The 24,415-nt window shown below is 50.3% G+C and carries 19 protein-coding genes and 1 riboswitch; of the genes, 10 read left to right on the top strand and 9 right to left on the bottom strand.

Annotated elements, in window-relative coordinates; translation table 11 throughout:
• The first annotated feature begins 3 nt into the window (after positions 1-3).
• Both NYE29_RS08080 and NYE29_RS08075 read left to right on the top strand, forming a co-directional pair.
• The gene (locus NYE29_RS08080) at positions 4-1,104 is read left to right on the top strand and encodes a toxic anion resistance protein (RefSeq protein WP_038585067.1); all 1,101 of its coding nucleotides are present in this window, start codon (positions 4-6) and stop codon (positions 1,102-1,104) included.
• A gap of 434 nt (positions 1,105-1,538) precedes the next feature.
• A complete protein-coding gene (locus tag NYE29_RS08075; protein WP_340895283.1) occupies positions 1,539-2,345 on the top strand; it encodes a formate/nitrite transporter family protein in 807 nt (268 codons plus the stop codon).
• A 103-nt stretch (positions 2,346-2,448) separates the two neighbouring features.
• On the opposite strand, the gene NYE29_RS08070 is transcribed toward NYE29_RS08075, so the two are convergent.
• The 6 genes from NYE29_RS08070 to NYE29_RS08045 form a co-directional block, all read right to left on the bottom strand.
• Positions 2,449-3,105 carry a 3-oxoacid CoA-transferase subunit B gene (locus NYE29_RS08070; RefSeq protein WP_340895281.1) on the bottom strand — a complete coding sequence of 219 codons (657 nt, stop codon included), beginning with the start codon at positions 3,103-3,105 and terminating at the stop codon, positions 2,449-2,451.
• Complete coding sequence (locus NYE29_RS08065) at positions 3,098-3,766, bottom strand: CoA transferase subunit A (RefSeq protein ID WP_340895280.1); 669 nt, start codon at positions 3,764-3,766, stop codon at positions 3,098-3,100. The genes NYE29_RS08070 and NYE29_RS08065 overlap by 8 nt, the downstream gene beginning before the upstream one ends.
• 137 nt (positions 3,767-3,903) lie before the next feature.
• Positions 3,904-4,644 (bottom strand): acetoacetate decarboxylase, encoded by a 741-nt coding sequence (locus tag NYE29_RS08060; protein ID WP_340895278.1) that lies wholly within the window; start codon positions 4,642-4,644, stop codon positions 3,904-3,906.
• 33 nt (positions 4,645-4,677) lie between these two features.
• Positions 4,678-5,862 carry an acetyl-CoA C-acetyltransferase gene (locus NYE29_RS08055; protein WP_340895275.1) on the bottom strand — a complete coding sequence of 395 codons (1,185 nt, stop codon included), beginning with the start codon at positions 5,860-5,862 and terminating at the stop codon, positions 4,678-4,680.
• Positions 5,863-6,226: 364 nt separating this feature from the next.
• Positions 6,227-8,461, bottom strand: a complete 2,235-nt coding sequence (locus tag NYE29_RS08050) for a TPM domain-containing protein (RefSeq protein WP_340895273.1) — start codon at positions 8,459-8,461, stop codon at positions 6,227-6,229.
• A 452-nt stretch (positions 8,462-8,913) separates the two neighbouring features.
• Positions 8,914-9,057: a hypothetical protein gene (locus NYE29_RS08045; protein ID WP_179091777.1), complete on the bottom strand. Its 144-nt coding sequence runs from the start codon at positions 9,055-9,057 to the stop codon at positions 8,914-8,916.
• A 314-nt stretch (positions 9,058-9,371) separates the two neighbouring features.
• On the opposite strand from NYE29_RS08045, the gene NYE29_RS08040 reads away from it, so the two are divergent.
• Positions 9,372-12,482, top strand: coding sequence for an EAL domain-containing protein (locus NYE29_RS08040; RefSeq protein ID WP_340895268.1), 3,111 nt, complete (start codon positions 9,372-9,374; stop codon positions 12,480-12,482).
• A 120-nt stretch (positions 12,483-12,602) separates the two neighbouring features.
• Here NYE29_RS08040 and NYE29_RS08035 read toward each other — a convergent pair whose 3' ends face one another.
• A complete protein-coding gene (locus NYE29_RS08035; RefSeq protein WP_340899642.1) occupies positions 12,603-13,019 on the bottom strand; it encodes a GGDEF domain-containing protein in 417 nt (138 codons plus the stop codon).
• A 371-nt stretch (positions 13,020-13,390) separates the two neighbouring features.
• Positions 13,391-13,490, top strand: a riboswitch (purine riboswitch).
• A 122-nt stretch (positions 13,491-13,612) separates the two neighbouring features.
• On the opposite strand from NYE29_RS08035, the gene NYE29_RS08030 reads away from it, so the two are divergent.
• Positions 13,613-15,049, top strand: a complete 1,437-nt coding sequence (locus NYE29_RS08030) for an NAD(P)/FAD-dependent oxidoreductase (protein ID WP_076111610.1) — start codon at positions 13,613-13,615, stop codon at positions 15,047-15,049.
• Between the two features lie 148 nt (positions 15,050-15,197).
• Positions 15,198-16,148 (top strand): VanZ family protein, encoded by a 951-nt coding sequence (locus NYE29_RS08025; RefSeq protein WP_340895267.1) that lies wholly within the window; start codon positions 15,198-15,200, stop codon positions 16,146-16,148.
• A gap of 7 nt (positions 16,149-16,155) precedes the next feature.
• Here NYE29_RS08025 and NYE29_RS08020 read toward each other — a convergent pair whose 3' ends face one another.
• A complete protein-coding gene (locus NYE29_RS08020; protein ID WP_340899641.1) occupies positions 16,156-16,758 on the bottom strand; it encodes a nucleotidyltransferase family protein in 603 nt (200 codons plus the stop codon).
• A gap of 619 nt (positions 16,759-17,377) precedes the next feature.
• Here NYE29_RS08020 and NYE29_RS08015 point away from each other — a divergent pair.
• The 5 genes from NYE29_RS08015 (at position 17,378) to NYE29_RS07995 (ending at position 22,913) form a co-directional block, all read left to right on the top strand.
• Positions 17,378-18,982 carry a LytS/YhcK type 5TM receptor domain-containing protein gene (locus NYE29_RS08015; protein ID WP_445322200.1) on the top strand — a complete coding sequence of 535 codons (1,605 nt, stop codon included), beginning with the start codon at positions 17,378-17,380 and terminating at the stop codon, positions 18,980-18,982.
• Positions 18,979-19,707, top strand: coding sequence for a LytR/AlgR family response regulator transcription factor (locus tag NYE29_RS08010; RefSeq protein WP_038585089.1), 729 nt, complete (start codon positions 18,979-18,981; stop codon positions 19,705-19,707). The genes NYE29_RS08015 and NYE29_RS08010 overlap by 4 nt, the downstream gene beginning before the upstream one ends.
• Before the next feature lie 124 nt (positions 19,708-19,831).
• Complete coding sequence (locus NYE29_RS08005; protein ID WP_340895261.1) at positions 19,832-21,100, top strand: L-lactate MFS transporter; 1,269 nt, start codon at positions 19,832-19,834, stop codon at positions 21,098-21,100.
• A 284-nt stretch (positions 21,101-21,384) separates the two neighbouring features.
• Entirely contained in the window at positions 21,385-21,963 is a 579-nt protein-coding gene (locus NYE29_RS08000; RefSeq protein WP_076111618.1) for an RNA polymerase sigma factor, read from the top strand.
• On the top strand, positions 21,924-22,913 hold the full coding sequence (locus tag NYE29_RS07995) for a hypothetical protein (RefSeq protein ID WP_340895259.1): 990 nt from the start codon (positions 21,924-21,926) through the stop codon (positions 22,911-22,913). Before NYE29_RS08000 ends, NYE29_RS07995 begins: the two co-directional genes overlap by 40 nt.
• Before the next feature lie 166 nt (positions 22,914-23,079).
• On the opposite strand, the gene odhB is transcribed toward NYE29_RS07995, so the two are convergent.
• On the bottom strand, positions 23,080-24,393 hold the full coding sequence (odhB, locus tag NYE29_RS07990) for a 2-oxoglutarate dehydrogenase complex dihydrolipoyllysine-residue succinyltransferase (protein ID WP_340895258.1): 1,314 nt from the start codon (positions 24,391-24,393) through the stop codon (positions 23,080-23,082).
• Between the last annotated feature and the right edge of the window lie 22 nt (positions 24,394-24,415).

Genomic DNA, 24,415 nt, shown 5'->3' with positions numbered 1-24,415 from the left:
CCCATGTCCACGCAGTTGATAGAGCTCAAAAAAGAAGATGAGCAGAAGGTAGTTGCAGAAGCTTCCCAATTAATTGAGAAGGTAGCCAAGACCGATACCGTTGCACTGGATTCCTTAATGGATGACATCGGCAAGCTTGGGGTGAAGACGCAGGAAAAAGCGGGACAAACCCTGAAACTGCTGGATCGGCCGGTCAATGATCTGATGTCCGGCAAACGCGTCGAAGTGCCGAATATGATTATGAAGCTGCGTAATGAATGCGAGAATCTGCAGCAGAGCAAAAATGTCAGCTTTTTCGGCAAAATGCTGCGCAAGAGTCCGCTCAAGAATTATGTCTACAAATATCAGTCCGTACGCACCAATATTGATGCCATCGTGACCGGCCTGCGGGACGGACGTGATACGCTTGAAGAGAGCATTGTCAACATGCGGCAGCTGAAACGCACCTCCATGGACGAAATCTACAACCTGCAGACCAAGATTGCCTTTGGCAACAAGCTGAAGGAGCTGTTCGAGGTGGAAATCGCCAAACCGGAGAATGAATTCCGCAAGGCTTATCTGGAGCGGGGTCTGCGCAAGGTCATGGTGCGGATCCAGTCCATGACCGAGATGATTCTGCTCTATAATCAGGCCATTGCCGCTACGGACATCATCAATGACAACAATGATAAGCTGATTGATTCGGTTAACAATGCGATTGACAAGACGTCAAATCTGATCACCGTATCCGCGATGATTGCAATGTCCCTGGCCGATCAGGAAAATGTCATTTCCGCCGTGGAAGCGACGAACAAGACGATTGAGGACCAGTTCAAGGAGAATGCGCGTCTGCTGCGCACCACGACCGAGAAGACGACAGAGCTGCTGTCCAAGCCTTCCATGTCGCTGGAGGCAGTGAATCAGGCCATCGGCGATCTGCTCAGTGCCTTGGATACCTCCGAGCAATCCAACCGCCGGATTATCGAAAGCTGCCAGGATTATACGTCCAAAATGACGACAATCAACACGCAGCTGAACAACCGTCTCGGGCTGAACGAAGCCTCGCAGCCGCAAGCGCTGAAGCAAGCAGGCAGCGACAGCGAGCTGAGTAGCTTCTTGAACTGACGCCTTATCCGAGTATAGATAAACAGCTATTTTGTTCTAGCCTGCTGGATGGTTCAGCGGGCTTTTTTGTGCGCATAGCGGTTCATCCTCGGATATTAGCAGCTTAAGGAGCATTCATAATAGAGCACTCCCCTACATAAGTTGTCACTAAGGCAACATATGGAGGAAGTGAGGAACTGCGGATGATTCTGGGATGCCTGATATTTGTGCTTATTGTCGTAGCCAGCAGCGAAAAGGCGGAAGCCATTGCCAAGCTGAATGATCCGGATGACGGCAGCTAGCACAGCGGCAACGGATTCTCACTAAAGAAAATTTGTAATATATTGACGCTCTGTGATTCAAGCAATTTCCAGCGGTTTATTGGGTATAATACCCCAGGAGGCTGTATCAGCCTGCCATCATCGCGGAAAATACAAGCTTTAAGCGGAGGTCATATGGAGAACGAGGCACTGCTGCAGGTTGAGAAATTGGCGCTGAAGAAACAGAAGATTTATCGGCAAAGCATATTGCGTTATATCGCCAGAGCAATGCTGGCTAGTATGTTTATCGGATTCGGCGTAATTGTAGCGTTCAAGACGGGCAACTTCTTCTACATGGAGCAATCACCGATGACCTATCCGATGGCTGCGATTACGTTTGGCGCGGCCATCATCCTGATCTCCTACGGCGGAGGCGATTTGTTCACTGGGGATACATTTTATTACACGTATGCTGCCTTAAGACGCAAGATGCAGTGGACCGAAGTTGTGCGGATGTGGACCGTCAGCTATCTTGGCAATATTCTTGGAGCTGCGGCCTTTGCGCTGCTGATTTTTTTGACCGGACTGTTCTACGATTCCAGCGTCAACGGTTTTCTGCTGAATGTGGTCGCCCATAAGATGGAGGCTCCGGCGTCTGAGCTGTTCTTCAGAGCCATCCTGTGTAACTGGCTGGTCTGTCTGGCGTTTTTTGTTCCGATGTCCATGAAAAGCGACGGGGCTAAAATGTTCGCCATGGTTCTGTTCGTATTCTGCTTCTTTATTTCCGGATATGAACACAGCATAGCCAATATGTGTACCTTTGCGATTGCACTGGTGCTGGATCATCCCGGTACGATTTCTTGGGGTGGTGTGGTGCACAATCTGGTGCCTGTCACCATCGGGAATCTGATTGGCGGCGGTGTATTGATGGGTGTAATGTATTACTATGTAAACAAGCCGTTTCTGGACGAGGAGCAGGACAAGCCTAAGGATACGCATTAACCGAAGACCAACCAACCCGCTTCCCCAGATTAGGGAGGGCGGGCTGGTTTTTTTGGGACGGCGGAGTTTGGAATTAGCCAAATACCGTAGGTTACCGTTTTGCTTAAACGGCAATGGCCTTCAAGTTTGGCGAGATCAACAACTTTGCCCTGGTTGCCTTTTGAACGTCTTCCACCGACAGACCCGGCGCAATTTCCTTCAGCATCAGCCCTGTGCCCGGAATCACATCGATGACAGCCATTTCGGTTACAATGGTTTGCACAACATTTACAGCAGTCAGGGGCAGCTTGCAATGTTCTAATATTTTCGGTTCCCCATCTTTGTTCACATGGTCCATGGCTACAATGACACGCTTGGCCCCGACTACCAAATCCATAGCTCCCCCCATGCCCGGCACTTTTTTTCCTGGAATCATCCAACTTGCAAGGTTGCCGTTCTCATCTACCTCCAAGGCACCCAAGACGGTGATGTCCACATGCCCTCCACGGATGATGGAGAATGAAAGCGCACTGTCAAAATAGCAAGCTCCTGCGATTGTTGTAACATAACTTCCGCCAGAATCAATACAATCGATATTTTCTTGTTCTTTTGTGGCTTTGGGGCCAACACCAAGGATTCCGTTCTCAGCCTGCAGCATAATATGAACATTATCGGGAATATAGTTTACTGCCATGGTAGGCATGCCAACACCCAGGTTGACCACATCGCCGTCTTTGAATTCCTGGGCGATTCTTCTCACAATGAATTCTCGGTTATTCATGCGTATCCCCTACCTTTACAATGGCGTCGATAAATATTCCGGGTACGTTGACATGATTGGGATCAATCTCCCCGAGCTTTACATATTCGTCTGTCTGGGCAACTACATAATCTGCCGCCATAGCCATAACGAAATTGAAGTTGCGTGAGGAGCCGTTGATCACAAGATTGCCCGCTTCATCTGCCTTATGGGCTCTGATTAGCGCCACGTCCGCTTTGAGCGGCAGTTCGAGTAGATATTCCTTTCCGTCAATATCTATTTTCCTTTTGCCTTCCTCTACAATGGTACCTACACCTACAGGTGTTAAAACACCGCCCAAGCCTGCTCCTCCTGCACGTATTTTTTCAGCTAACGTGCCTTGCGGGAAGAGGCTTACCTCAGCTTCTTTGGTCATAAGGAGTCTTCCCGTTTCCGGATTGGAGCCGATATAGGATGCACAAATCCGCTTGACTCTGCCGCTTTTTACAAGCTTATATATAGATAATTCCGTGGTGCCAGTATCATTGGAAATAATGGAGAGATTACCGGCGGAATGGGTCTCGACAAGCGCACGCACCAACTGTTCCGGATGGCCTCCGGCCAGAAAACCGCCGACCATCACCGTGTCTCCGTCTTTGACCTTCTTAACGGCGTCTTCTGCGGAGATTAATTTGTTGTTCATGGTTTCAGACTCCTTGTATATTTTTTTGAAAATATAGAATTTATATGTTTCACGCTATATATTATCCTTCTATTTCTTGCTGAAACACCCCGTCCTTTAAAAGGACGGCGTAGCCGTTTCCACTTGGAAAGCAAAGTTTACTGGAGATAATCATGAATGACTCTTGCGTATGGCAGCGTTAAATCGGCAATAAAATGTTTGCCGCCGATATACGCCTTAACAGGAAAATCTGCCACAGGAGCATGGACGTGGGGGATCAGACTTAGCCGGGCCGGCCCTGACCAGGCGCCCTTTACTGTAATATTCTCGAGATTGTACGCCACTAACTGCGCAATTTTAGGGGTACCATCAACATCGGGAATTAATTTTAGATTCACTTGGGTTTTTGCGATGGCTGTAGCCGTGTCCTTTTCGTCGAGAATGTTATGTTTGAAAGGCATGGTTCCCATGGCCACCAGGACATGGTTATAATGTAATGTACCAGTCAGCGTTTCAGTACCTTCAACACTCAGGCGGGGATTCGCCCATTTTTTGGGGAAACCCCAAATTTCACGTCCTCCAAGAATAGCGGGTGCGTTATCCAAATACATTTGAGCAACAAAATTGCAGGGTTCCCCCTGAAAGGTACACGGGATGACAATACCGCTCTCCTCGTAGCTTCCTAGACCGGATGAATCAGGCATCTTGATCCATTCATAGGAAACGGTGTTGCTTCCATCCGGCTGAAGAGGCTCCGGGACCGCCTGTCTAATCGCAGCGGGATCGGATTCATAGGTAATTATAAAAAATTCCCTGTCGATGAAGCGGTAGGGGGGACGACCATAACTAGCGCTGGCCGCAGGCATGGACTGCAGTGAAAAAATCTCTTGTGGATTCATAACAATCGGATCTCCCTTTCTTGTAGAAGAGTGTTAGATGAGTGCATTCTCAATCAGCATCGCGATTCCCATACCCGTTCCGATACATAACGAGGCTATGCCGTAACGCGCAGAGCTTCGTACCATTTCATGCGCAAGCGTAACCAATATCCTAGCTCCGCTTGCACCGACAGGGTGTCCAATCGCGATTGCGCCGCCATTGACATTCACCTTCTCCGGGTTGACCCCAAGCTCTTTTATTACCGCTAATGCTTGTGCAGCGAAGGCTTCATTAATCTCAAACAGATCGATGGCATCAAGGGAGATTCCCTGATCCTTAAGAAGTGACGAAACGGCTTTCACCGGGCCCATCCCCATATATGCAGGGTCAACGCCGACAAGTGAATAACCCTTGATATAGGCCAACGGTTGTACCGCGTGTTCCTCGCATTTGTCTTCCGACATAACAAGTACAGCCGCCGCTCCATCATTGATCCCCGAGGCATTTCCGGCAGTAACCGATCCGTTTGTCTTAAATGCAGGTTTTAAATTAGAAAGTTTTTCTTTGCTTGCATCTCCTCTTACATGTTCATCCTCCGAGAACCAAATATTCTCTTTTTTAGTTTTGGTCAGAACGGGAACAATCTGCTCTGCAAAAACCTGCTTGTTTTTTGCTTCTATAGCCTTGATCTGGCTTCCATAGGCAAATTCATCCTGCTCAAGTCTTGAAATGTTATATTTCGCGGCAATGTTTTCTGCGGTAATTCCCATATGATATTTATTGATGGGACACGTAAGGCCGTCGGCTACCACGGTGTCTATCAATTCACTGTTGCCCAGCTTGTAGCCATTTCGTGCATTCCTTAGTACATAAGGGGCGTTCGACATGCTCTCCATACCTCCAGCTAAGAGGACGCCGCCTTGTTCTGCCAAAATAGAGTTGTAAGCTAAAGCGACGGCATGAAGCCCTGAACCGCAAACCGTGTTTATTGTTGATGCAGGTACTTCAATGGGGATGCCGGCTTTTAATGCCGCCTGTCTGGCAGGGTTTTGGCCAGTGCCTGCTTGAAGGACATTTCCTAAGTAAATTTGATCAATCAATGCAGGCTCTAGTTGACTTTGCTGAAGGCAGGCTGTCATCACGTTTGCCCCCAATTCCGAGGCGCTTACTGACGAAAGTCCGTTGTTAAAAGAACCAACGGCTGTTCTTAATGGGCTTACCAATGCAACTTTTTTCACAAGTCCTCACATTCCTTTCACTGTGTTTAAGAAACTTACATGCGGGTATATACCACGGTGCATGAGAGTGAGCGTTATAGTTTGATCGCCTTCCTTCGTCCTTATTTGGAATTAATTAACAAATCAATCGTAAGTCTAATGTTCATTTTACTCAATGTTCAAATAAATACATAAATTTACATATTGATATGTATGGGGCCTTGTATACTCATATAATGAAGTCGTTCTATCATTTTCATTGTTTTTCTGGATATTTCTGGTTATTTCAGAAAAAACGAATGAAAAGTGAAAAAGAGTTCAAGTCAAAAACGCCACCGGCCAGTTATTCCGGGCCGGTGGCGTTTTGCATAGATATGTTCGCTGTCTACCATTTGGAGCCGCCAGAGGAATTTCTGCCGGATTTGCCGCCGCCACCGCCCCAGGATGACCCGCCAGTCGAGCGGCCGCCGCCTCCCCAAGAGGAACCGCCGGATGATCTGCCGCCGTCGAAGCCGCCCGAAGAGGAGCCACGCTTGCGTGCCTGCTCCCGGCGCTGCTGTTCCCGCAGGATGGCCAGCTGTGCCAGGCGCTCCTCTTCTTCTTTTTGGCGTACGAGACGGTTCGCTTCCTCCACGAAGGAAGAAATCTGGGACTCGTAAGCATGTGCAACGGCTTCCAGCTCATCCAGGTTATAAGGCCGGATGGACAGCCGCTGCTCCAGTTCACCATACTCAGGGATCAGGGAGAGCTGGAATTGGCTTCTGGAGGCGATTCCCTTGCTCTGAAGCCGCCGCTGGACCGTATCCACACGCTCCTGTCCTTCCGGCAGGAGCCGGGTGACGTTAGCTAAGCGTTGGCCCAGCATATTGAGACTCTCGCCGACATTGTCGAACTTCTGGGCGGTTTCTTCCTGAAGTTTGAGCAGCTGGTCCAGGCTATTGCGGGCATTGTCATATTCCCCCCGCTGGTCACTCGTCCAGGTTTCGATCTGCGGAACCTCTCCCGCACCCTGACGGAGCTGTGTTCCCGCAGTCTCCATTGCCTCCTCAAGATGGGTCAGATGGATCTCCGCAAACCGGCTGCGGGCTTCGGAGATCCGGCTGTTCAGCTCATTGCGCCGCTGAGACAAATCGCTCCAACGGCTGCGGATCGTATCCAGATCCCTCAGGTTATTCTGGCGGATCAGGGCCTGGCGCTCTGTCATGGCAATGGCATCGCCCAGCAGGGTATCCATACGGGCAGCGATTTTGCGCACCTCATCCATGTCTCCGCTGCGCAGCGGAGCTTCAAGTGTTGCCGCGGCTGCGGAGGCCTGATCCAGATTCTCATAAGGTTTGACCTTCATATTGTGGAGGGAGTTCTGTTCGAGCAATGCGGCAATTGTGCTGCGGGCAGCCGCCAGAACTCCAGGAAAGTCATTAAATTTGTCGTCATACGTATCGACATCCTGCAGATCCTGCTCGATCTGCGCCTGCTTCTCCTGCGCCTCCCCGGTCATATCCTGTGCGGCAATTGGGTCGAACAGCTCCAGCTCATCCGCTTTCGCGGTCTCTTCAGCAAGCTCTTTCAGATCATCAGCAATTTCCTGCAGCCCATAGCCGGTCTCCTTGACCGCACTCTGAAGCTGGAGGTTCAATTCAGGCGCTTCCCTCTTCAGTTCGGTAATCTGCTGTTTAACGTTGCGGTCAGCATCACTGATTACGGCAATGTGCTGCTCTTCTTCCTCCAGCGAGGAGCGGAAAGCTGTTTCAGTCTGCTGCAACTGTGAGCTGGCAGTCTTGAGCGCCTTCAGACGGTAGAAGGGAGGCTGCGAGCTTTGGCTGCTCTGCAATGCAGAGATCTCCACCAGCTGTGCAGACAGCCGCTTGGAGATTCCATCGACCATTTCTCCCGTCTTGCCTTGAACAATTCCCTGGAACGGCTGCAGGGATTCCAGCGCCCGGTTCGCCCGGACCAGCAAGTCGGCCAGCTGCTCCTGCTGGCTGCAGAGCTGCCCCCGTCTGCGCAGGCCGGTGAACAGCACATACAGCACTAATGCCAGCAGCGCTATCCCAATGACAATGCCGGCCATCTTCAGCAGCCCAAGGCCTGGGCTGCTGCCGCTGCTGCTGCCGCCAGTGCCGCTGCTGCTGCCAGTGCCGCCGAAGGAGTGCAGCTTCTGAATCATGGAACGGATTCCCCCGGCAAAATCCCCTTCCCGGGCATAAGGATTAAAATACGTGTCCAGCAGCCCCGTGATGGCTGCGGTATCCAAGGCTCCGCCTTGAGCTTGAGACCAGGAGTTGATATAGCCCTGTAGGCCCGGATTCTTGAAGTTCAGTTCAACTCTCTGGTCTCCGGCAGAGATCAGAAGGAGAACATCCTGCGGCGTCAGGCCCCAGGAATCATAGACGTCAGTGGCATAGGCGCCAGGCTCGGCGCCATCCAAAGAATCGACAGTCAGCACCCGGATGGTATAGCGGTCTCCCTCAGCAATTGCGGCAACAGTTGCCGCCTCCTGCGTCGAGAGCAGGCCGGCTTCATCGGTAACCAGTCCCTGCTGAGCGGGAATCGCTGCCGCATAGATACTTGGCATCCATAGCAGGCTGATGATCAGGAACAAGGAAATATATTTTTTCAAACTGGCACGCTCCGATCTATAGGACTATTGTTCAGTATATTATGCTGATTATTATACTATATCATTAAACATCCTAAGCTTTGCAGATGCACTTTTAAGCAATTAATGGCCCTTTTGCAGCTATATAAGTTGAACTTTAGATTTACCGAGCCGGTATAGAACGCAACTGCGGTGAATGTTTGGACTTCCGGCCGCTGTTGTCTACAGATTTCTTGATTTATACCGCTATGTGCGGTTGAAATCCGCAGACTGCTTATGCTTTCGAAGCGAGCTTTCCTACGGAAAGCTTTCAGGCGGTCGCTATCGCTCCTACAGTTCCAAACTTCCCCTCCGCTGCTTTTGCCTCTAGGTAGTTCTTTAGTCCATCTTATATATTATCAATTGTTTTTTTCTAAAATGGCACAAAAAAAGCCGCACCCCGTAATCCGGGAATGCGGCATTCTGCACGATCATTATCTGATTTGCAGGCAGAGAATATATTGTAATCTGGATTTAATTTCTTTTTGCCATTTCAAATCTCCAACTTTAACAGCAAGATTGAGCAGATCCAGATAGTCGTCAACCTGCAGAGCGGTCCGGGTATTGGCTGAGTTCATGGGTGTTCAGTCTCCTTTTAACTCCATATAGTGAATTGAATGTATTTGTATATTCAATAATGATAATCATTATCAACCGTTATTGCTATTATCCACATTTTAAGCTAAAAAAGCAATATAAATAAATTAAAAAGATGAACTGTTTTTGTAATGGACAGTTCAGCACTTTGCTCAAGCGGGGCAGTGAACTGGTATATTTGCACAATTTATCACAATAGGTCGGGTAATTTGCAGGAACCATACCATTTTTTGTCGAATACAGCTTCTTATAACTGCTCTTAGCCCGATTTTTATTTGGAAAAAGGAGAATTGCGATGAAGCGGTGTAAACTCATCCTTCTAATTAGCATTGTGCTCATGATTGCACCCCCTGCTGCCGCTCACGCTGAAAGACAAGAGATAAGATATCAGACAGAGTTGGGTTATCCACCTTATAAATACATACAGAACGGATATCTGACCGGCTTTGATATTAACCTGACAAGCATGATTTTTGAGAAGCAGGATTATCTGATTCAGTACAGCACCGGCGAATGGGAGGAAACGTATAAACGGCTAATTGACGGAGAGATTGATACCACCGGACTTATGGCCGTTACGGAGGAGAGAAAGAAGCAGGCATTGTTCTCTAAGCCTGTGTTCAAAAGCTATATCTCTGTCTATTCGCGTCAGGCGCTGAAAGAAGAAGTGAAGCTAAGCACCTTGAAGAACTATAAGGTAGGAGTGGGCGAGGGTCAGTACTCCGAGATGGTGCTGCACGGCAAAGCAGGAGTCTCACATTACATAGAATATGCAACAGTACCAGAAGCGCTGGAGGCTCTGCAGAAAGGCGAGATTGATCTCTTGTTCGAGAACCAGGGTGTTGTCGATTATTTGATTGTTGAGCGTGGATTAACCGGTGACATTATTCGCAAAATGAGTAATTTATATCCTGAGGATATCGCTTATGGTATCAGCAAATCAGCACCGGAGCTGGTCTCCTACGTTAATGCACGGCTGGAACGGCTGCAGCGGTCCGGTGCTTTTGAGGAGCTGTACCAGCAATATTTTTTCGCTCATTCGGATGATTACCAATCCCTAGCCAATGGGAGGATCATTTCAGGAATCATCATCGGCTTCTGTGTGCTGCTTTTTGGTATTGTTCTAATAAGGGTTTACATCAGGCGTTTACGCCGGACTATCCACTCCGAGCAGGAATTTTTCGAGGATGTTATTGAGCATACCGGGATGATTGTCTGGGCGGTGGAGGGTGATAAGAGGATCGTGCGTTTCAATCAGTATGCGGAAAAGATGACAGGGCTGAAGGAGCAGGACATGCTCGGAAAAAGCCTCGATGATATTTCCGGTCTGGAAGGCAGCGCAGCCTTGCTCAGAGATCTCCTTATCAAGGCGGTGTACAAGGACTACACAGGCAACGTTGAACTGCGGCTTCCCGACCATGTGCCGGATGCCCGCTATTTCTCCGTGCGGACTACTCTGATTAAGGGGATGGATGATCAGGCTGAAGACATCTTCGTACTGGTTGGACTGGATATTGATGAGCGCAAGGAGAGTGAGCTTAAGCTTCAGCTCAGCTACGAGGAGCTGGAGTCGACCTATGAGGAGCTGGCGGCGGCAGAGGTAGAACTGCAGGAACAGCTTAACAAGCTGGGGGTCAGTGAACGCCGGTTCCGCCTGGCCTCAGAAAGCTCCGGTGCTTATATGTGGGAGCTGGATTGGGAGACAGGGGTCTACAAGCTTTCTGACCGCTGGTACGAAGTGATGGGCTACAATGAAGAAGAAATCAACTCGTTCGACGGCGGGGTGCTCAGTATCATTCATCCCGATGACCAGGAGACTGCACGAAAGGCGAGACAAGAGCATCTGTCCGGGTTGACCCCGATTTACGAGACTGAATACCGCATGCGAACCCATGATGGCAGCTATGTATGGTTTGAGGTGCGCGGCAAAGCGATTGTCGATCCAAAAGACAGGATTGTGCTGTTCCTGGGTTCCCTGATTGACATCAGCAAACGCAAGCAAGCTGAGTTCAAGCTGAGTAACAGCTATCAGGAGCTGGAGGCGACGTATGAGCAGCTTACGGCAACACAGCAGGAACTGGTAGGACAATATGATATGCTGGTCGAAAATCAGAAGAATATGCACCGTCTGGCCTATGTGGACTCACTCAGTAATCTGCCCAACCGCCTCAGCCTGCTGGAGACGATGGAGAATTACTTCCGGCGGCCTGGCGGCAAAGCGGCACTCTTGTTTGTGGATACCGACAATTTCAAATACATCAATGACACGCTGGGTCATAAATCGGGTGATATTCTTATCCGCAAAGCCAGTGAACGGCTCCAGTCGCTTGTGGATGAAAGAGCCATGCTCTCCAGACTCGGCGGAGATGAATTTGTAATTTTCCTCAAGGATACGGATGACCGTGAAGCCGTGCTGAATTTGGCGGAGGACATCATGCGGTCATTCCGCAGGTCTTTCCTTATCGGAGAAAGCAATCTGTATATCTCTGCCAGCATCGGGATCTCCTTCTATCCGGAAGACGGAGAGACCACAGAGGAGATTCTGAAGAATGCCGATGTGGCGATGTACCGGGCCAAAGAAGAGGGCAAAAGCACGTATGTAGTCTATGATAAGTCCATGCATACCGCATTTAATGAACGGATGAACGTTGAGAAGCATCTGCGAAGTGCGATGAACAACAAGGAATTTGAGCTGCATTATCAGCCGCAGGTGGAGATCGGGACCGGGATGATTTCCGGCTTTGAGGCTTTGATTCGTTGGAACAGTCCTGTGCTTGGTTTTGTATCCCCTCTGTCATTTATCAAGATTGCCGAGGATTCGAGGCTGATTATATATATCGGGGAATGGGTCCTTAGAGAAGCCAGCAGATTCATGAAAAGCGTACATGACCGCACCGCAATTCCATATAAAATATCCGTCAACATTTCGATCATTCAGCTGCTGCAGGATGATTTCGTGGAAATGGTGCTGGACAGCCTGGCGGAAAGCGGACTTGAGCCCAGCTGCCTGGAACTCGAAATCACGGAATCCATCTTTATGGAATCCTTCGAAAGCACCGTCAGCAAGCTGGGATTCCTCAAGTCGCGCGGGATCCGCATCGCCCTGGATGATTTCGGGACAGGGTACTCTTCTTTGAGTTATTTGCAGCAGCTGCCAATTTCCACACTGAAGATGGATAAAATCTTTATAGATTCTCTGGAGGATAAGGCCTACAGCCAATCCTTTGTTCAAACGATCATTATTCTCGGCCACAAAATGGGTCTTGATGTGGTGGCTGAGGGAGTAGAGGATGCCAGACAGCTGGAATTCCTTAAGCAATTCGACTGCGATAAGGTACAGGGTTATTTAATCAGCAGGCCGGTTCCGGAGCGCGGAGTATGGGAACTGCTTGAGCCTCATTATTGAAATAGAAATAGAGATGGCTGCACAGCAAAGCGAGCCCGGGACAACACAGTCCGCGGGCTCACTTATATTTTCACGCAGGAATAGTCTGGGGAAAGTCTCTTCAAATGTCTACTGGACGGCTTAGAAAATGATAATTTTGTTCTTGCCAGTCTTCTTCGCTTCGTACAGGGCATCATCCGCCTGCTGAAAGGTGGAGCTCTTGGAATCCTCCCCTCGATAGTCATGCATCCCGATACTCACCGTTATGGATTTACCGTCCATTTCGCTGACCGGCATGCCTGCAATCCCCTTTAAGATCCGCCCTATAATCTCGCTTGATTCCTCCAGCTTCTTGGCGGTCAGAATAATGACGAATTCCTCTCCGCCGTAACGTGCGGCAAAGTCATCTGAGCCAATATGCTTCAGTACCATTCCTGCAACCTGCTTAAGAACGATATCTCCGACCCAATGCCCATACTGGTCATTTACCTTTTTGAAATTATCAATATCCATCACCGCCAGCTGCATCGGGAAGGGGTTGCTCTGCTGATGCTCAATCAGCCAGCACGGCTGAGGAAACCTTCATATAGTTTTGTTTCAGATAAATCATAGAGACAAGCAAAGGGAGGAGCATGATCAGGGGTTTGACATGATATTCCGCGCTAAGATTTGAAATTATCAAAATTGCGTAAATATGGCTGGCGAAAATTTGAAAACTCCGAAAACAAGGGCTTCCACTTGCGGATAGCTTCCAAAACGAGAATTAGAGCAAATATAAGGGAATCCGGGATCGGCATAATGTTCGTATTTAAGCGAATTAAAATAAGGGGTTATAGCTAAAAATTCTCTAATTAAGATCTAAAGGCGAATTATTGTATGGTTTTGTCCTTGACACATTCGTGAATAATCTGTAGAATTTCTATTGGCTCATATAATAAAGTTAAGCTGTTCGTATATCCTCAAAGATAAGGTTTGGGGGTTTCTACAGGGGACCGTAAATTCCTGGCTACGAATAGGGTGCATTTTGCATACCTATGAAGTATCCGGGATTTTTGTGTTGTGGTTAATAAACTATCTATTTTCGCAGAAACGGACAATGGCCTGCATGAGTACGGCGATGCCGTTTCTCCCTAGGAGGAACAGAGAAACAGATGAGTAAATATGATGTGATTGTCGTTGGTGCGGGTCCAGCCGGAATATTCGCCTGCTATGAATTGACACGAAAGGCTCCTGATCTGAAGGTGCTGCTTGTGGACAAGGGTCATGATATTTACCGCCGCAATTGCCCGATCCTTGAGGAGAAGATCAAGCTCTGTCCGCCCGCTTCGGGGCGCAAGGAATTTGCTGGCTGTCTGCCTGCCTGTTCAATTACTGCCGGTTTCGGGGGAGCAGGGGCCTACAGTGACGGTAAATTTAACATCACGACGGAGTTCGGCGGCTGGATGACCGATTATTTGGCACCCTCCAAAGTGCTGGAGCTGATCGAATATGTAGACAGCATTAACCTGGAGCATGGCGCAACACCGGTCATTACCGATCCGACAACCGAGAGCATCCGCAATATTGAGCAACGGGGATATGCTGCCGGACTGAAGCTGCTGCGGGCGCAGGTGCGCCATCTGGGGACGGAACAAAACCTGGAAATTCTTAAATCCATATATGAATATTTGAAAACACGTATTGAAATGCTGTTCAAGACAGAGGTTCAGGATATAGTTACTGTAAAAGACAATGGAACGCACCGCATTACAGGCATTACGCTGAAAAACGGGGAAAGCCATGAGGCGGATAAGGTTATGATTGCCCCGGGCCGTGACGGTTCGGCCTGGCTGACCGAGGTGCTGAAAAAACGCCGGCTGAAAATGTACAATAATCAGGTCGATGTAGGTGTAAGAGTCGAAACTTCGGATGTGGTAATGCGGGAGATCAATGAACATCTTTATGAGGGTAAATTCATTTTCAATACATCTGTAGGCACCCGTGTCCGCACCTTCTGCAGCAATCCTTCAGGACATGTTGTTGTGGAAAATCACAGCGGTGTGATGGCGGCCAACGGACATTCCTATAAGGACCCTGCACTGGGTTCGAAGAACACCAACTTTGCCCTGCTGGTCTCGCATACGTTCACGGAGCCCTTCGACAAGCCCAATGAATATGCCCGGGAAATCTGCAAGCGGGCGAATGATTTGTCCAGCGGCGGCGTGATTGTACAGAAATACGGCGATATTCTCCGTGGCCGGCGTTCAACGGAAACGCGGATCAAGGAAGGGTTCCTGGAGCCGACGCTGAAGGAAGCGGTACCTGGTGATCTGGGACTGGTACTGCCGTACAACACCATGAAGAGCCTGATTGAAATGGTGGAAGCCCTGGAAAAAGTAACCCCGGGTATCGCCTCCGAACATACGCTGTTCTATGGAGTAGAGGCGAAATTTTATTCGGCCCGTCCGAAGCTTACAGAGAATCTGGAGACGGAAATTTCCGGACTGTATTGCGGCGGAGATGGTGCGGGCATCACCCGCGGTCTGGCTCAAGCCGGAGCCGCCGGGGTATGGATTGCCCGGGGGATGCTGGAACAAACCGGCGCATAAAGACAATAAAATAGGTGAAGAAGGGCGGACTCACTGCAGGAATTTCTGCGTTGAGCCTGCCCTTCTTCTATTTAGCTCTCATTTGAACTCCCGCTCATATGGTATACAATAATTATCATAATTGTAAATTCGAGAGGGTGATGCAGCAATGGATTCAAAGCAGGACAAAAGCAGGGGACTTCAGGTGATAGTGTATTTGCTCTTTATTGTGTATGCATTATTTACTGTTCAGGTAATTTTGTTCAAAACTATTCCTATAACAAGCATATTTGAGGCGGACACGGCCTTAAGAAGTGTGAACTTGATCCCACTCCACACGATTTACGGATTTTTCACAGATGAATCCATCGGCAGCGATAGAATGGTGACCAATGTGTTGGGCAACATCGGGATCTTTATCCCCTTAGGCCTTGCTGCAGCTTATATAGGAAAGAGCAGGACCTGGGGATTTAAGGTTGCTTTTGTCTTCTCGGTTAGTATGGCTTTTGAAATCATTCAATATATCTTTGCGCTGGGAAGCAGTGATATTGATGATATTCTGTTGAACTGTGCCGGAGGTGTGATTGGCATAGCCTTGTATAAAGTCCTCTTGAAGATCACTCCTTCCGGAAACCAGCTCCTTGCGGCGATCATTGGATTCTTTTTACTGGCAGGCATTGGCGGAGGTGTTGTGACGGGGGTGGTGGATCGCAGCTTGCTGCCTTTTGCTGATCAGGAGATGGAATACATAGATGAGAACAAGCAGATCATGACAGGCGTAGATGAGAGTACGGCGGATCTGTTCGGCGATTTGACCGCTGCCCAGACTGACGCAATAACCCTATATAACAATCCTAAGTATAGTATGCTGAAGAAAACAGCGGAAACAACTGAACCCGGGCAAGAGAATAGTACTATTCCAGTAGGTGCCTCAACCAAAATCATTATCAGGCATTTGGCGTCTGATCAAAATAAGATTATCAGCACCTACGAAGAAGGTACGATTTCCAGCCTGGTCTCCATAGTGGAGTCATCTCCAGCCGCCCCTACAGTCAGAGTCTGGTTGGACGGAGACAGCAAACAAGCGGCAAGGATGCTGCTCGTAAATGTTCTGAAGTGAAGTGATATTACCAAGTGTTCCTATCTTCTTGGGCAAGCTGGCCGACAGCTGTAATTTGCACCCGAGGCCATAACAACCTCCAATTCTTGCTGGCGATCCGTTTCTCATAGATAGAGTGCAGCTGGCGGTTGGTTATAAAACTCGGAGTGGGTCTGAGCTCCATTTGGATTACATCCCGGATGCCATGAGGGGCGGCCAGCCTTAAATTACCGTGTTCATCCAGCGAAAGCCCAAGAGCGGTTGCCGTCTCTGGAAATTTGGACATGCCGTCGACAGAAGAGGTATAGGGCGGAATATCGTTAACCACATGCATTCTTGCCTGGTTTTTGACTGACCAGGGGATGGACGGATCGGCGGCCCGCAGCTTCGCTTCCCAGGCTTTTTCGGTCTCTTCGCGGATGTCGCTGCTATCATAATAAATAACATCAATATCTGCCAGCGGTGTTCTTTCCGTAAATCCATGCTGGACATCCCAGACTTTAGAGCGGACAAATCCGGCGCAGACCCAGGAATCGGGCAGCATCAGCGCTCGGGCGGCAGATAGAATATTCATCATCCACGGGTCTTCTCTCACGGCCCGCAGGAGATCTTCCTCGGTATGGATCAGCAGCATAGGTCCTCCTTTAAATAGTTGCACTAGAGCGTGTCTTCAAACCGCTTCCCCGCCAAAATCTGCTGCTGTATGCCCTAAGGAATCATGGGTACAGTACCATTTTCTGATCACACGCGGAGAAAGGCATTTACGAACGGACCGAGTTGCACTTAATTGGGGCTTTTAGCCAGTTACAGGAGGACAACGGACTCCAGCGCAGTTATTTCTCCCTGATGGCCGTTTTTAGATAGAACGCAGAGCAGATAAGGTCGCCTGGGTCCGCAAAAGAGAATAAACAGGTGTTATACTCTCCTTAGCGCCTCCTGAGTCCGTTTACGAGTAAACGAACCCGCTGCGGGCTTTTAGGGCCCCTACTTTCAATACTAAATCCCTGCTTCCCCAGAGCTCTTCCAGTTTGAAGACATGCATTAAATAAAAGCAACGGTTTTTTTATCTGATACCTCTATTATAAGGCCGAATTTACAGGCTTGGGTACTCTAACAAGACAATAGGGCGGATTGCTATTATGATTTGGCACATCTTATAATGGACCGATAGATTGACCATTGGAGGCGTGGCTGTGGAACATAACTTGACGATATTGCTGCAATTGTTCGAAAGGGCGGCACTGCTGCTGATGTGCCTGTTCGTGTTGACCCGGCTGCCGCGGTTTAAAGAGATTTTTGTCAAAGGAGCTTACGCTCCGCAGGATCTTGTGATCGTGACGGTGATCTTCAGCCTGTTCGCGATCTTCGGAACCTACAGCGGCATTAAAGTCGACGGCTCACTGGTAAATGTGCGGATTATCGCCATTATGGCCGGCGGGATTCTGTTTGGTCCTTGGGTCGGACTGATTACTGGCATTATATCCGGGGTTCACCGTTTTCTGATTGATATTGGCGGCGTGACCTCCGTGCCCTGCCTGATTACAAGTGTCACGGCGGGAATTGTCTCCAGCGTTATTTACCGCCGGACCACGGCTGACCGCCGCTGGATTGCCGGTATCCTGGCCGGGATGGGCTGCGAAGCACTGACCATGCTGCTTATTCTGGTTATGGCAGATCCTTCATCGCTGGGTGTGGATATCGTTTCGAAGATCGCTTTTCCGATGATTGTGGGGCAGATCAGTGTCGGCCTTATTGTTATGCTTGTCCAGAGTGTGGAGGGAGAGAAGGAACGGATTGCCGCGAAGCAGTCCAAGCTGGCGCTGGATATTGCTAATAAGACGCTGCCGTATTTCCGCAACATCAATCCCCAGTCGCTGCGCACCATTTGCGGGATTATCAAGGAGGACATCGGTGCTGATGCGGTAGCGATCACCGATACCCGCTTCATCCGCGCCTATGTCGGAGTGGGAGAGGAATATTACACCGAGACGAACGAGATTATCAGTGAAGAGACGAAAAAGACGCTGAGGGACGGCGAAATTACGATCCGCGATGACGATACTGAATATATGAACCGGGCAATCCGGTCGCTGATTATCATTCCCCTGAAAGAGAAAAGCGAAGTGACCGGAGCACTGAAAATTTACTATACCAAAGCCCACAAAATCACTTACTCGCTGCAGGCAATGGCGGTAGGGCTGTCGCAGATGATTTCGACGCTGATGGAGGTATCGCGGGTCGAAGGCATTAAGGAGATGGCTAACAAAGCCGAGCTGAAGGCGCTGCAGACTAGCATTAATCCCCATTTTCTGTTCAATGCGCTGAACGCGATTAGTTCCCTGATCCGGATTAACCCGGATAAGGCACGGGAGCTGATCATCAACCTGTCAGGCTATATGAGATACAATCTGGAGCTGACCGATGAATTCATTGATATCCGGCGTGAGCTGCAGCAGGTCCAGCAATATGTGGAGATTGAAAAAGCCCGCTTCGGCAGCCGCCTGGCCGTTGAGTATGATATCGACGAAGTGGAGGTGCGTATTCCCAGCCTGATTATTCAGCCGCTGGTGGAGAATGCGATTGTTCACGGCATTTTGAAAGTGAAGGGACCGGGCAAGGTGACGATTTCGGTAAAAGACCGGGGAGAGACCGTGCGGATCGGCATCGCCGATACCGGAGCAGGCATCGCGCAGGAGACGATGGAGAAGGTCTGCAGCGGAAGCATGCCGGATAACAAAATTGGGCTATATAACGTACATCAGCGGGTAAAGCTGATTTATGGCAAGGGTCTGATCATTCACCGGCTGGATAAAGGGACGGAAATTTATTTCGACGTCACAAAGGAGAAGCGATGAAAGCGATAATTGTAGAGGATGAAGTGCTGGCAAGGAGTGAGCTTGCCTTTCTGATCGGAGCACACAGCGATATAGTGATCACCGCCGAGTTTGAGGACGGACTGGATGCGCTGAAATTTTTGCAGGCTGAGGAAGTTGATGTGATTTTTCTGGATATCAATATTCCGTCCATCGACGGCGTGCTGCTGGCCCAGAATATCAGCAGGTTTTCGGTCAAACCCTATATAGTATTTATCACTGCCTACAAGGAGCATGCTGCCGACGCTTTCGAGATTGAAGCATTCGACTATATTCTGAAGCCCTACAGTGAATCGCGGATGAAAGCCATGCTGAACAAGCTGGAAGCAGCATTCGCGGCGCGCAGCCGTCCCAGAGAAGAAGGGCATCTTGCGGTCAGCAACAAGGTCAATCTGTGGAAAAACGAGAAAATCATCGTTGTCGATGCCGATGAGATTTATTATGCTTCAGCGCAGGAGAAGACAACGAGCGTAATGACTAAGGGAGAGGAATACAGCATGGCTCTGAGCATCAGCGAGTTCCACAGCCGGCTGCCGCAGGACAGCTTTTTCCGCTGCCACCGGTCCTATCTTGTGAATCTGTCCAAGATCAAGGAAATTATCCCTTGGTTCAATAATACGTATCTGCTCCGGCTTCGTGATCTGGACTTTGAAGTGCCGGTAAGCCGCAGTAAGGTCAAGGAATTCAGGCAGATTATGCGCCTGTAGCGGCATTTCATTCCCGCATTCGGTCATCTCATTCCCGATTTCTCTCAAGAAAGCGTTGTTTCGCTACAATAAAGGAGCAAAGAAAGCCCTTGCAGCGACAATAGAGAGAAAGAAGGAATGACTCATGACTACGGCTAAATTTGGCAGCAAGCGCTGGATGATCGTGCTGGGTACAGTGATTATGCAAATGGGACTGGGCACAATCTACACGTGGAGCCTGTTTAATGCGCAGCTTGTCAGCAAATTCGGCTTTGAGCTCAGCTCTGTTTCGATAACTTTTTCCATTACTAGCTTTGCCCTTGCCTTCGCAACCTTGTTTGCCGGGAAACTGCAGGACCGGTTTGGCCTCCGCAAGCTGACCGCTTCCGCTGGGATTATGCTGGGACTTGGTCTGATGCTTAGCTCGCAGGCCAACTCCCTCCTGATGTTCTACCTGCTGGCCGGCGTAGTCGTGGGTTATGCCGATGGCACGGCTTATATTACTTCGTTATCCAATCTGATTAAGTGGTTCCCTAAACATAAAGGCTTGATCTCCGGCGTATCAGTCGGCGCCTACGGAACCGGCAGTCTGATCTTCAAATATATCAACGGCAGCCTGATCGAGTCGGCAGGCGTATCGAATACCTTCCTGTATTGGGGCCTGGCCGTCATGATCATGGTTGTCGCAGGCTCGTTGCTGGTCAGGGAAGCTCCTGTGGCTGCTCCGGCACTGGCACAAGCAAACAGCAGAGGGGTGGATTCCTCAGCCGCAACAATTCCGGCTGCAGTGAAAGACTATACCGTCAAAGAAATGCTGCGCACCAAAGAAGCGTACCTGCTGTTCGTAATTTTCTTCACCGCCTGCATGAGCGGCCTCTACCTGATTGGCATTGTTAAGGATATCGGGGTGCAGCTGGCGGGTCTGGATATCGCTACAGCGGCCAATGCCGTTGCGATGATCGCGATCTTCAATACTGCAGGGCGCCTGATTCTTGGAGCGTTGTCCGACCGTATGAGCCGATTGAAGCTGGTCAGTGCCACACTTCTGGTCACAGCCTTGGCGATGCTAACCTTAAGCTATGCGACCTTGAGCTACGGCTTGTTCTTCGCTTGTGTGGCCACCATTGCTTTCTGCTTCGGGGGCAACATTACGGTGTTCCCGGCGATTGTCAGCGACTTCTTCGGCCTTAAGAACCATAGCAAGAACTATGGCATTGTCTATCAGGGCTTCGGAATCGGGGCGTTGTCCGGCTCGTTCATCGCCGCTTCTCTCGGCGGGTTCAAGCCTACCTTCATCGTCATCGGCGCACTGTGTATTGTAGCCTGTCTTCTGGCGGTTTCCTTAAAGCCTCCGGTGCAGAGACAGGCAAGAGAAAAGGGAATGAGCCTGAAGCCTTCACGGCATACGGCTTAACCATATACAAACATGTTGGCTTAAGAAGTATACAGACAAAGAGAATAGTTATTCGAAAAAGAGATATCCCGGCCTTTCGTGCAAACGGCAGGCGGATATCTCTTTTTTGTATACTCACGGTTCAGTAAGAGGACTGTGCTGCCGCTGCTCGAAATGTATAGGATGGAAAATAGTTCGGGGCGTACAGAAAAAATTCAGGCATAGGCACTTTTTGCAGGGCACAAGTGTTATAGAGATAAACAAGTAAGGAGGTGCTGGCAACGTCACAGGAGCATTTAAGGGATATGAAACAGGTGGAGGCTGTAATCGAACAAGTTCAAAAGGGGGACCGGGAGCAATACGCCTGCATTGTCGAGATTTTTCAGCAGCCAATATACCGTTATTGCTGCCGTCTGCTTGGGAACAGGCAGGATGCGGAGGATGCTGTTCAGGACATTTTGGTAAAAGCCTATCAATCAATCAGAGGGTACAAGCCTGAAGTAAGCTTCTCCGCCTGGCTCTACCGGATTGCCGGCAATCATTGTCTTAATCTGCTGCGCCGACGCCGGCTGCAGAGGCATATTCTGCGGATCTTCCGGCCGGAGACGGTAGCTGCGAGCGCGGAGCAACAGATGGAAGCGCGGCTGTTTAGCCCTGCTCTGGAGTTAGCGCTGATGCAGCTGTCACTGGAGGAGCGGAATATTCTTGTGCTGCGGGTGTTTGAGGAGCTGACTTTTCAGGAGATGGGCCACATTCTGAACAGCAGTCCTAATGCGCTGCACAAGCGGATGGAACGGATTAAACGGAAAGTCAGGGAATTTATGCAGATAGAGGAGGGGATCTCTTGGAACGAACCGGAATCCATAGTGAGTACCAAGATATAACAGCGGCGGCAGCTCCTGAGCAGCAGCTTCACACCATTGAGGTGACAGACAAGGTGATGGCCCGCATTCGGACACTGGATCAGAAGTCAGATCAGAAGCAAGGTCCGCGTGGGATCCGATTTGCCGGCAAAACAGCGGCTACTTCAGGAATGCTGGTTATGCTGCTGCTGATTACCGTAACGGCTTATGCCGCTACGGAGTACATTCAGATCCGTAATAAGGCAGGCGAGGTTAAGGTGCAGCATCAGGCAACGGATCCGAATTGGGGAAAGGCTGCTCCTGCACCGTACTATCAATATATGCATAAGCTGATGGATTTCGCGGAGCCGGGAGAGCTGATTGCTTATTTCTTCAGAGGAGAAGCCCTTCCAGAAGGAGCAGTATCCGCTCTGCAGTTTAAGTCTAAGGATCTGGAGCTGAATGATTATCCGGCACTCCTTGCAGAGATGAACAAGCTGAACTTGCCGATACTCCCCAAGGAAGCTAAGGGTTATACTTTTACAAAGGGAAAGATCTCTCCCCTAGGTCCATCCGATGCAGAGATCAGTAGTAATCCGCTTTACCGTCAGACTCTTAACGAGCTGATTGCCGAGGCGAGGCAGAATACCGGCCGAAATCTGTTTATGAAGATCTTGCCGTGGACTAAAGCGGGCTGGTTCGAAGGCGTGTATACGAAGCAGGGAGCAAACATTAGTATTAGTGCAACCCCGCTGTATGGCGGCTATGTTCAATTTATGCAAGATGATGATGCTGCCGCGGAGAAGCTGGAGGTAGCGGGCAGGGAGATTGTCTACAACCGAGTTGTCAAGCCGTATGTAAGCTATCATTACCTAAGTTGGTACAACGAGAAACAGGATGCGTATTACACAGTTAGTACCTACGGCAACCGGACGTTGACTAAGGAGCAGCTGCTGGAGCTGGCAGCAGAGTTAATCCAGGGAGGGTTATAGGCAGGCAGTTCTGACGGGTTACCTTTTGTACCATGATAAATCTGGAAATAATTGCTTCCTCGATTCATCAGTTATAACAATAAATACAGGCATCCGGTTGGGCGTGCTCGCTCTCCGGATGCCTGTTTGTCTATGGGCTGAAGGAGTGAAGGCTGCTACTGGAGGGTTACCCTTCCAGCAGCAACGCTTCCGGATCCTCCAGCAGTTCCTTGACCTTGACGAGGAAGCTTACCGCTTCGGAGCCGTCCACGATGCGGTGATCGTAGGAAAGCGCGATGTACATCATCGGGCGGTTGGCGCTTCTTTCTTCGTCCAGGGCGATCGGACGGAGCTGGATCTTGTGCATGCCGAGGATACCAACCTGCGGCGTATTGAGAATCGGCGTGGACAAGAGTGAGCCGAACACGCCGCCATTGGTAATGGTGAACGTGCCGCCCTGCAGCTCCTGCAGGCTGAGCGTATTGGCGCGTGCTTTGGAGGCGAGCTCGCCGATCCGCCGTTCGATCTCAGGGAAGCTGAGCCGGTCCGCATCGCGGACGACCGGTACAACCAGCCCTTCCTTGGCAGCGACGGCGATGCCGATGTCATAATATTTCTTGAGCAGCAGATCTTCGCCGTCGATCTCGGCATTCAGCAGCGGATAGGCTTTGAGCGCGCCGATCACAGCCTTAGTGAAGAAGGACATGAAGCCCAGTCCGACTTCATGCTTCTCTTTGAAGGCATCCTTGCGGCGCTTGCGGATGTCGAGGATGGCGGTCATGTCCACCTCGTTGAAGGTGGTCAGCATGGCCGCGGTCTGCTGCGCTTCGACCAGGCGGCTGGCGATCGTCAGCCGTCTGCGCGACATGCGCTTGCGCTCCACGGCCTTGCCGTCCTCTTGCTGCGGCGCTTTGCCCGCCGCAGCTTTGGCAGGCTCCGGCTTGCCCTGCGGCGCCGGAGACACGGGCACAGCGGCCCCTGGGCCGGCTGCGCCATGGTCCTTCACATCGGCCTGGCCAATCCGGCCGATAGGGTCGCGGGCACTGACCTCGCCGAGGTCGATGCCCCGCTCCCGCGCGAGCTTGCGCGCCCCCGGCGAAGCCAGGGCCGCATTGCCTGCCGCACCTTCGGGTGCGGCGGCAGGAACGGCAGCGTCCGAAGGCGCTGCCACAGGTGCGGCAGCGGCAGGTGCAACGCTGCCTGGGGCAGGTGCCGCCTCGGGCTTGCCGCCCGCAGCGGCCTGCGGCGCATTTCCGGCAGCAGCGTCTGCGCTGCCGATCACGCCGATAGCCTCGCCGACGGCTACATTCTCGCCGGCCTGGCGCAGGATGGAGGAGATGACGCCGTCCTCCTCCGCGCTGATTTCAAGATTGACCTTGTCGGTTTCAAGCTCAGCAAGCACATCCCCCTGGCCGACAGTATCGCCCTCTTTAACCAGCCATTTGTAGATCGTTCCTTCGGAAATGGATTCGCCCAGATCGGGTACTTTAATTTCGGACACAGGCCCTTACCTCCCCAAATAT

Source organism: Paenibacillus sp. FSL M7-1046, assembly GCF_038007405.1.
Classification (GTDB): Bacteria; Bacillota; Bacilli; order Paenibacillales; family Paenibacillaceae; genus Paenibacillus_AQ.
Note: the sequence above shows the minus strand (reverse complement) of the source record. Positions and strands in the feature narration are given on the sequence as shown.

Excerpts from the sequence above, each read along its gene's own strand:
- NYE29_RS08010 (WP_038585089.1), top strand. The coding sequence starts at position 18,979 with ATGAAAGCGATAATTGTAGAGGATGAAGTGCTGGCAAGGAGTGAGCTT.
- NYE29_RS08075 (WP_340895283.1), top strand. The coding sequence starts at position 1,539 with ATGGAGAACGAGGCACTGCTGCAGGTTGAGAAATTGGCGCTGAAGAAA.
- NYE29_RS08005 (WP_340895261.1), top strand. The coding sequence starts at position 19,832 with ATGACTACGGCTAAATTTGGCAGCAAGCGCTGGATGATCGTGCTGGGT.
- NYE29_RS08080 (WP_038585067.1), top strand. The coding sequence starts at position 4 with ATGTCCACGCAGTTGATAGAGCTCAAAAAAGAAGATGAGCAGAAGGTA.
- NYE29_RS08015 (WP_445322200.1), top strand. The coding sequence starts at position 17,378 with ATGTGCCTGTTCGTGTTGACCCGGCTGCCGCGGTTTAAAGAGATTTTT.
- NYE29_RS08040 (WP_340895268.1), top strand. The coding sequence starts at position 9,372 with ATGAAGCGGTGTAAACTCATCCTTCTAATTAGCATTGTGCTCATGATT.
- NYE29_RS08025 (WP_340895267.1), top strand. The coding sequence starts at position 15,198 with ATGGATTCAAAGCAGGACAAAAGCAGGGGACTTCAGGTGATAGTGTAT.
- NYE29_RS08060 (WP_340895278.1), bottom strand. The coding sequence starts at position 4,644 with ATGAATCCACAAGAGATTTTTTCACTGCAGTCCATGCCTGCGGCCAGC.
- NYE29_RS08065 (WP_340895280.1), bottom strand. The coding sequence starts at position 3,766 with ATGAACAACAAATTAATCTCCGCAGAAGACGCCGTTAAGAAGGTCAAA.
- NYE29_RS08000 (WP_076111618.1), top strand. The coding sequence starts at position 21,385 with ATGAAACAGGTGGAGGCTGTAATCGAACAAGTTCAAAAGGGGGACCGG.
- NYE29_RS08030 (WP_076111610.1), top strand. The coding sequence starts at position 13,613 with ATGAGTAAATATGATGTGATTGTCGTTGGTGCGGGTCCAGCCGGAATA.
- NYE29_RS08070 (WP_340895281.1), bottom strand. The coding sequence starts at position 3,105 with ATGAATAACCGAGAATTCATTGTGAGAAGAATCGCCCAGGAATTCAAA.
- NYE29_RS08045 (WP_179091777.1), bottom strand. The coding sequence starts at position 9,057 with ATGAACTCAGCCAATACCCGGACCGCTCTGCAGGTTGACGACTATCTG.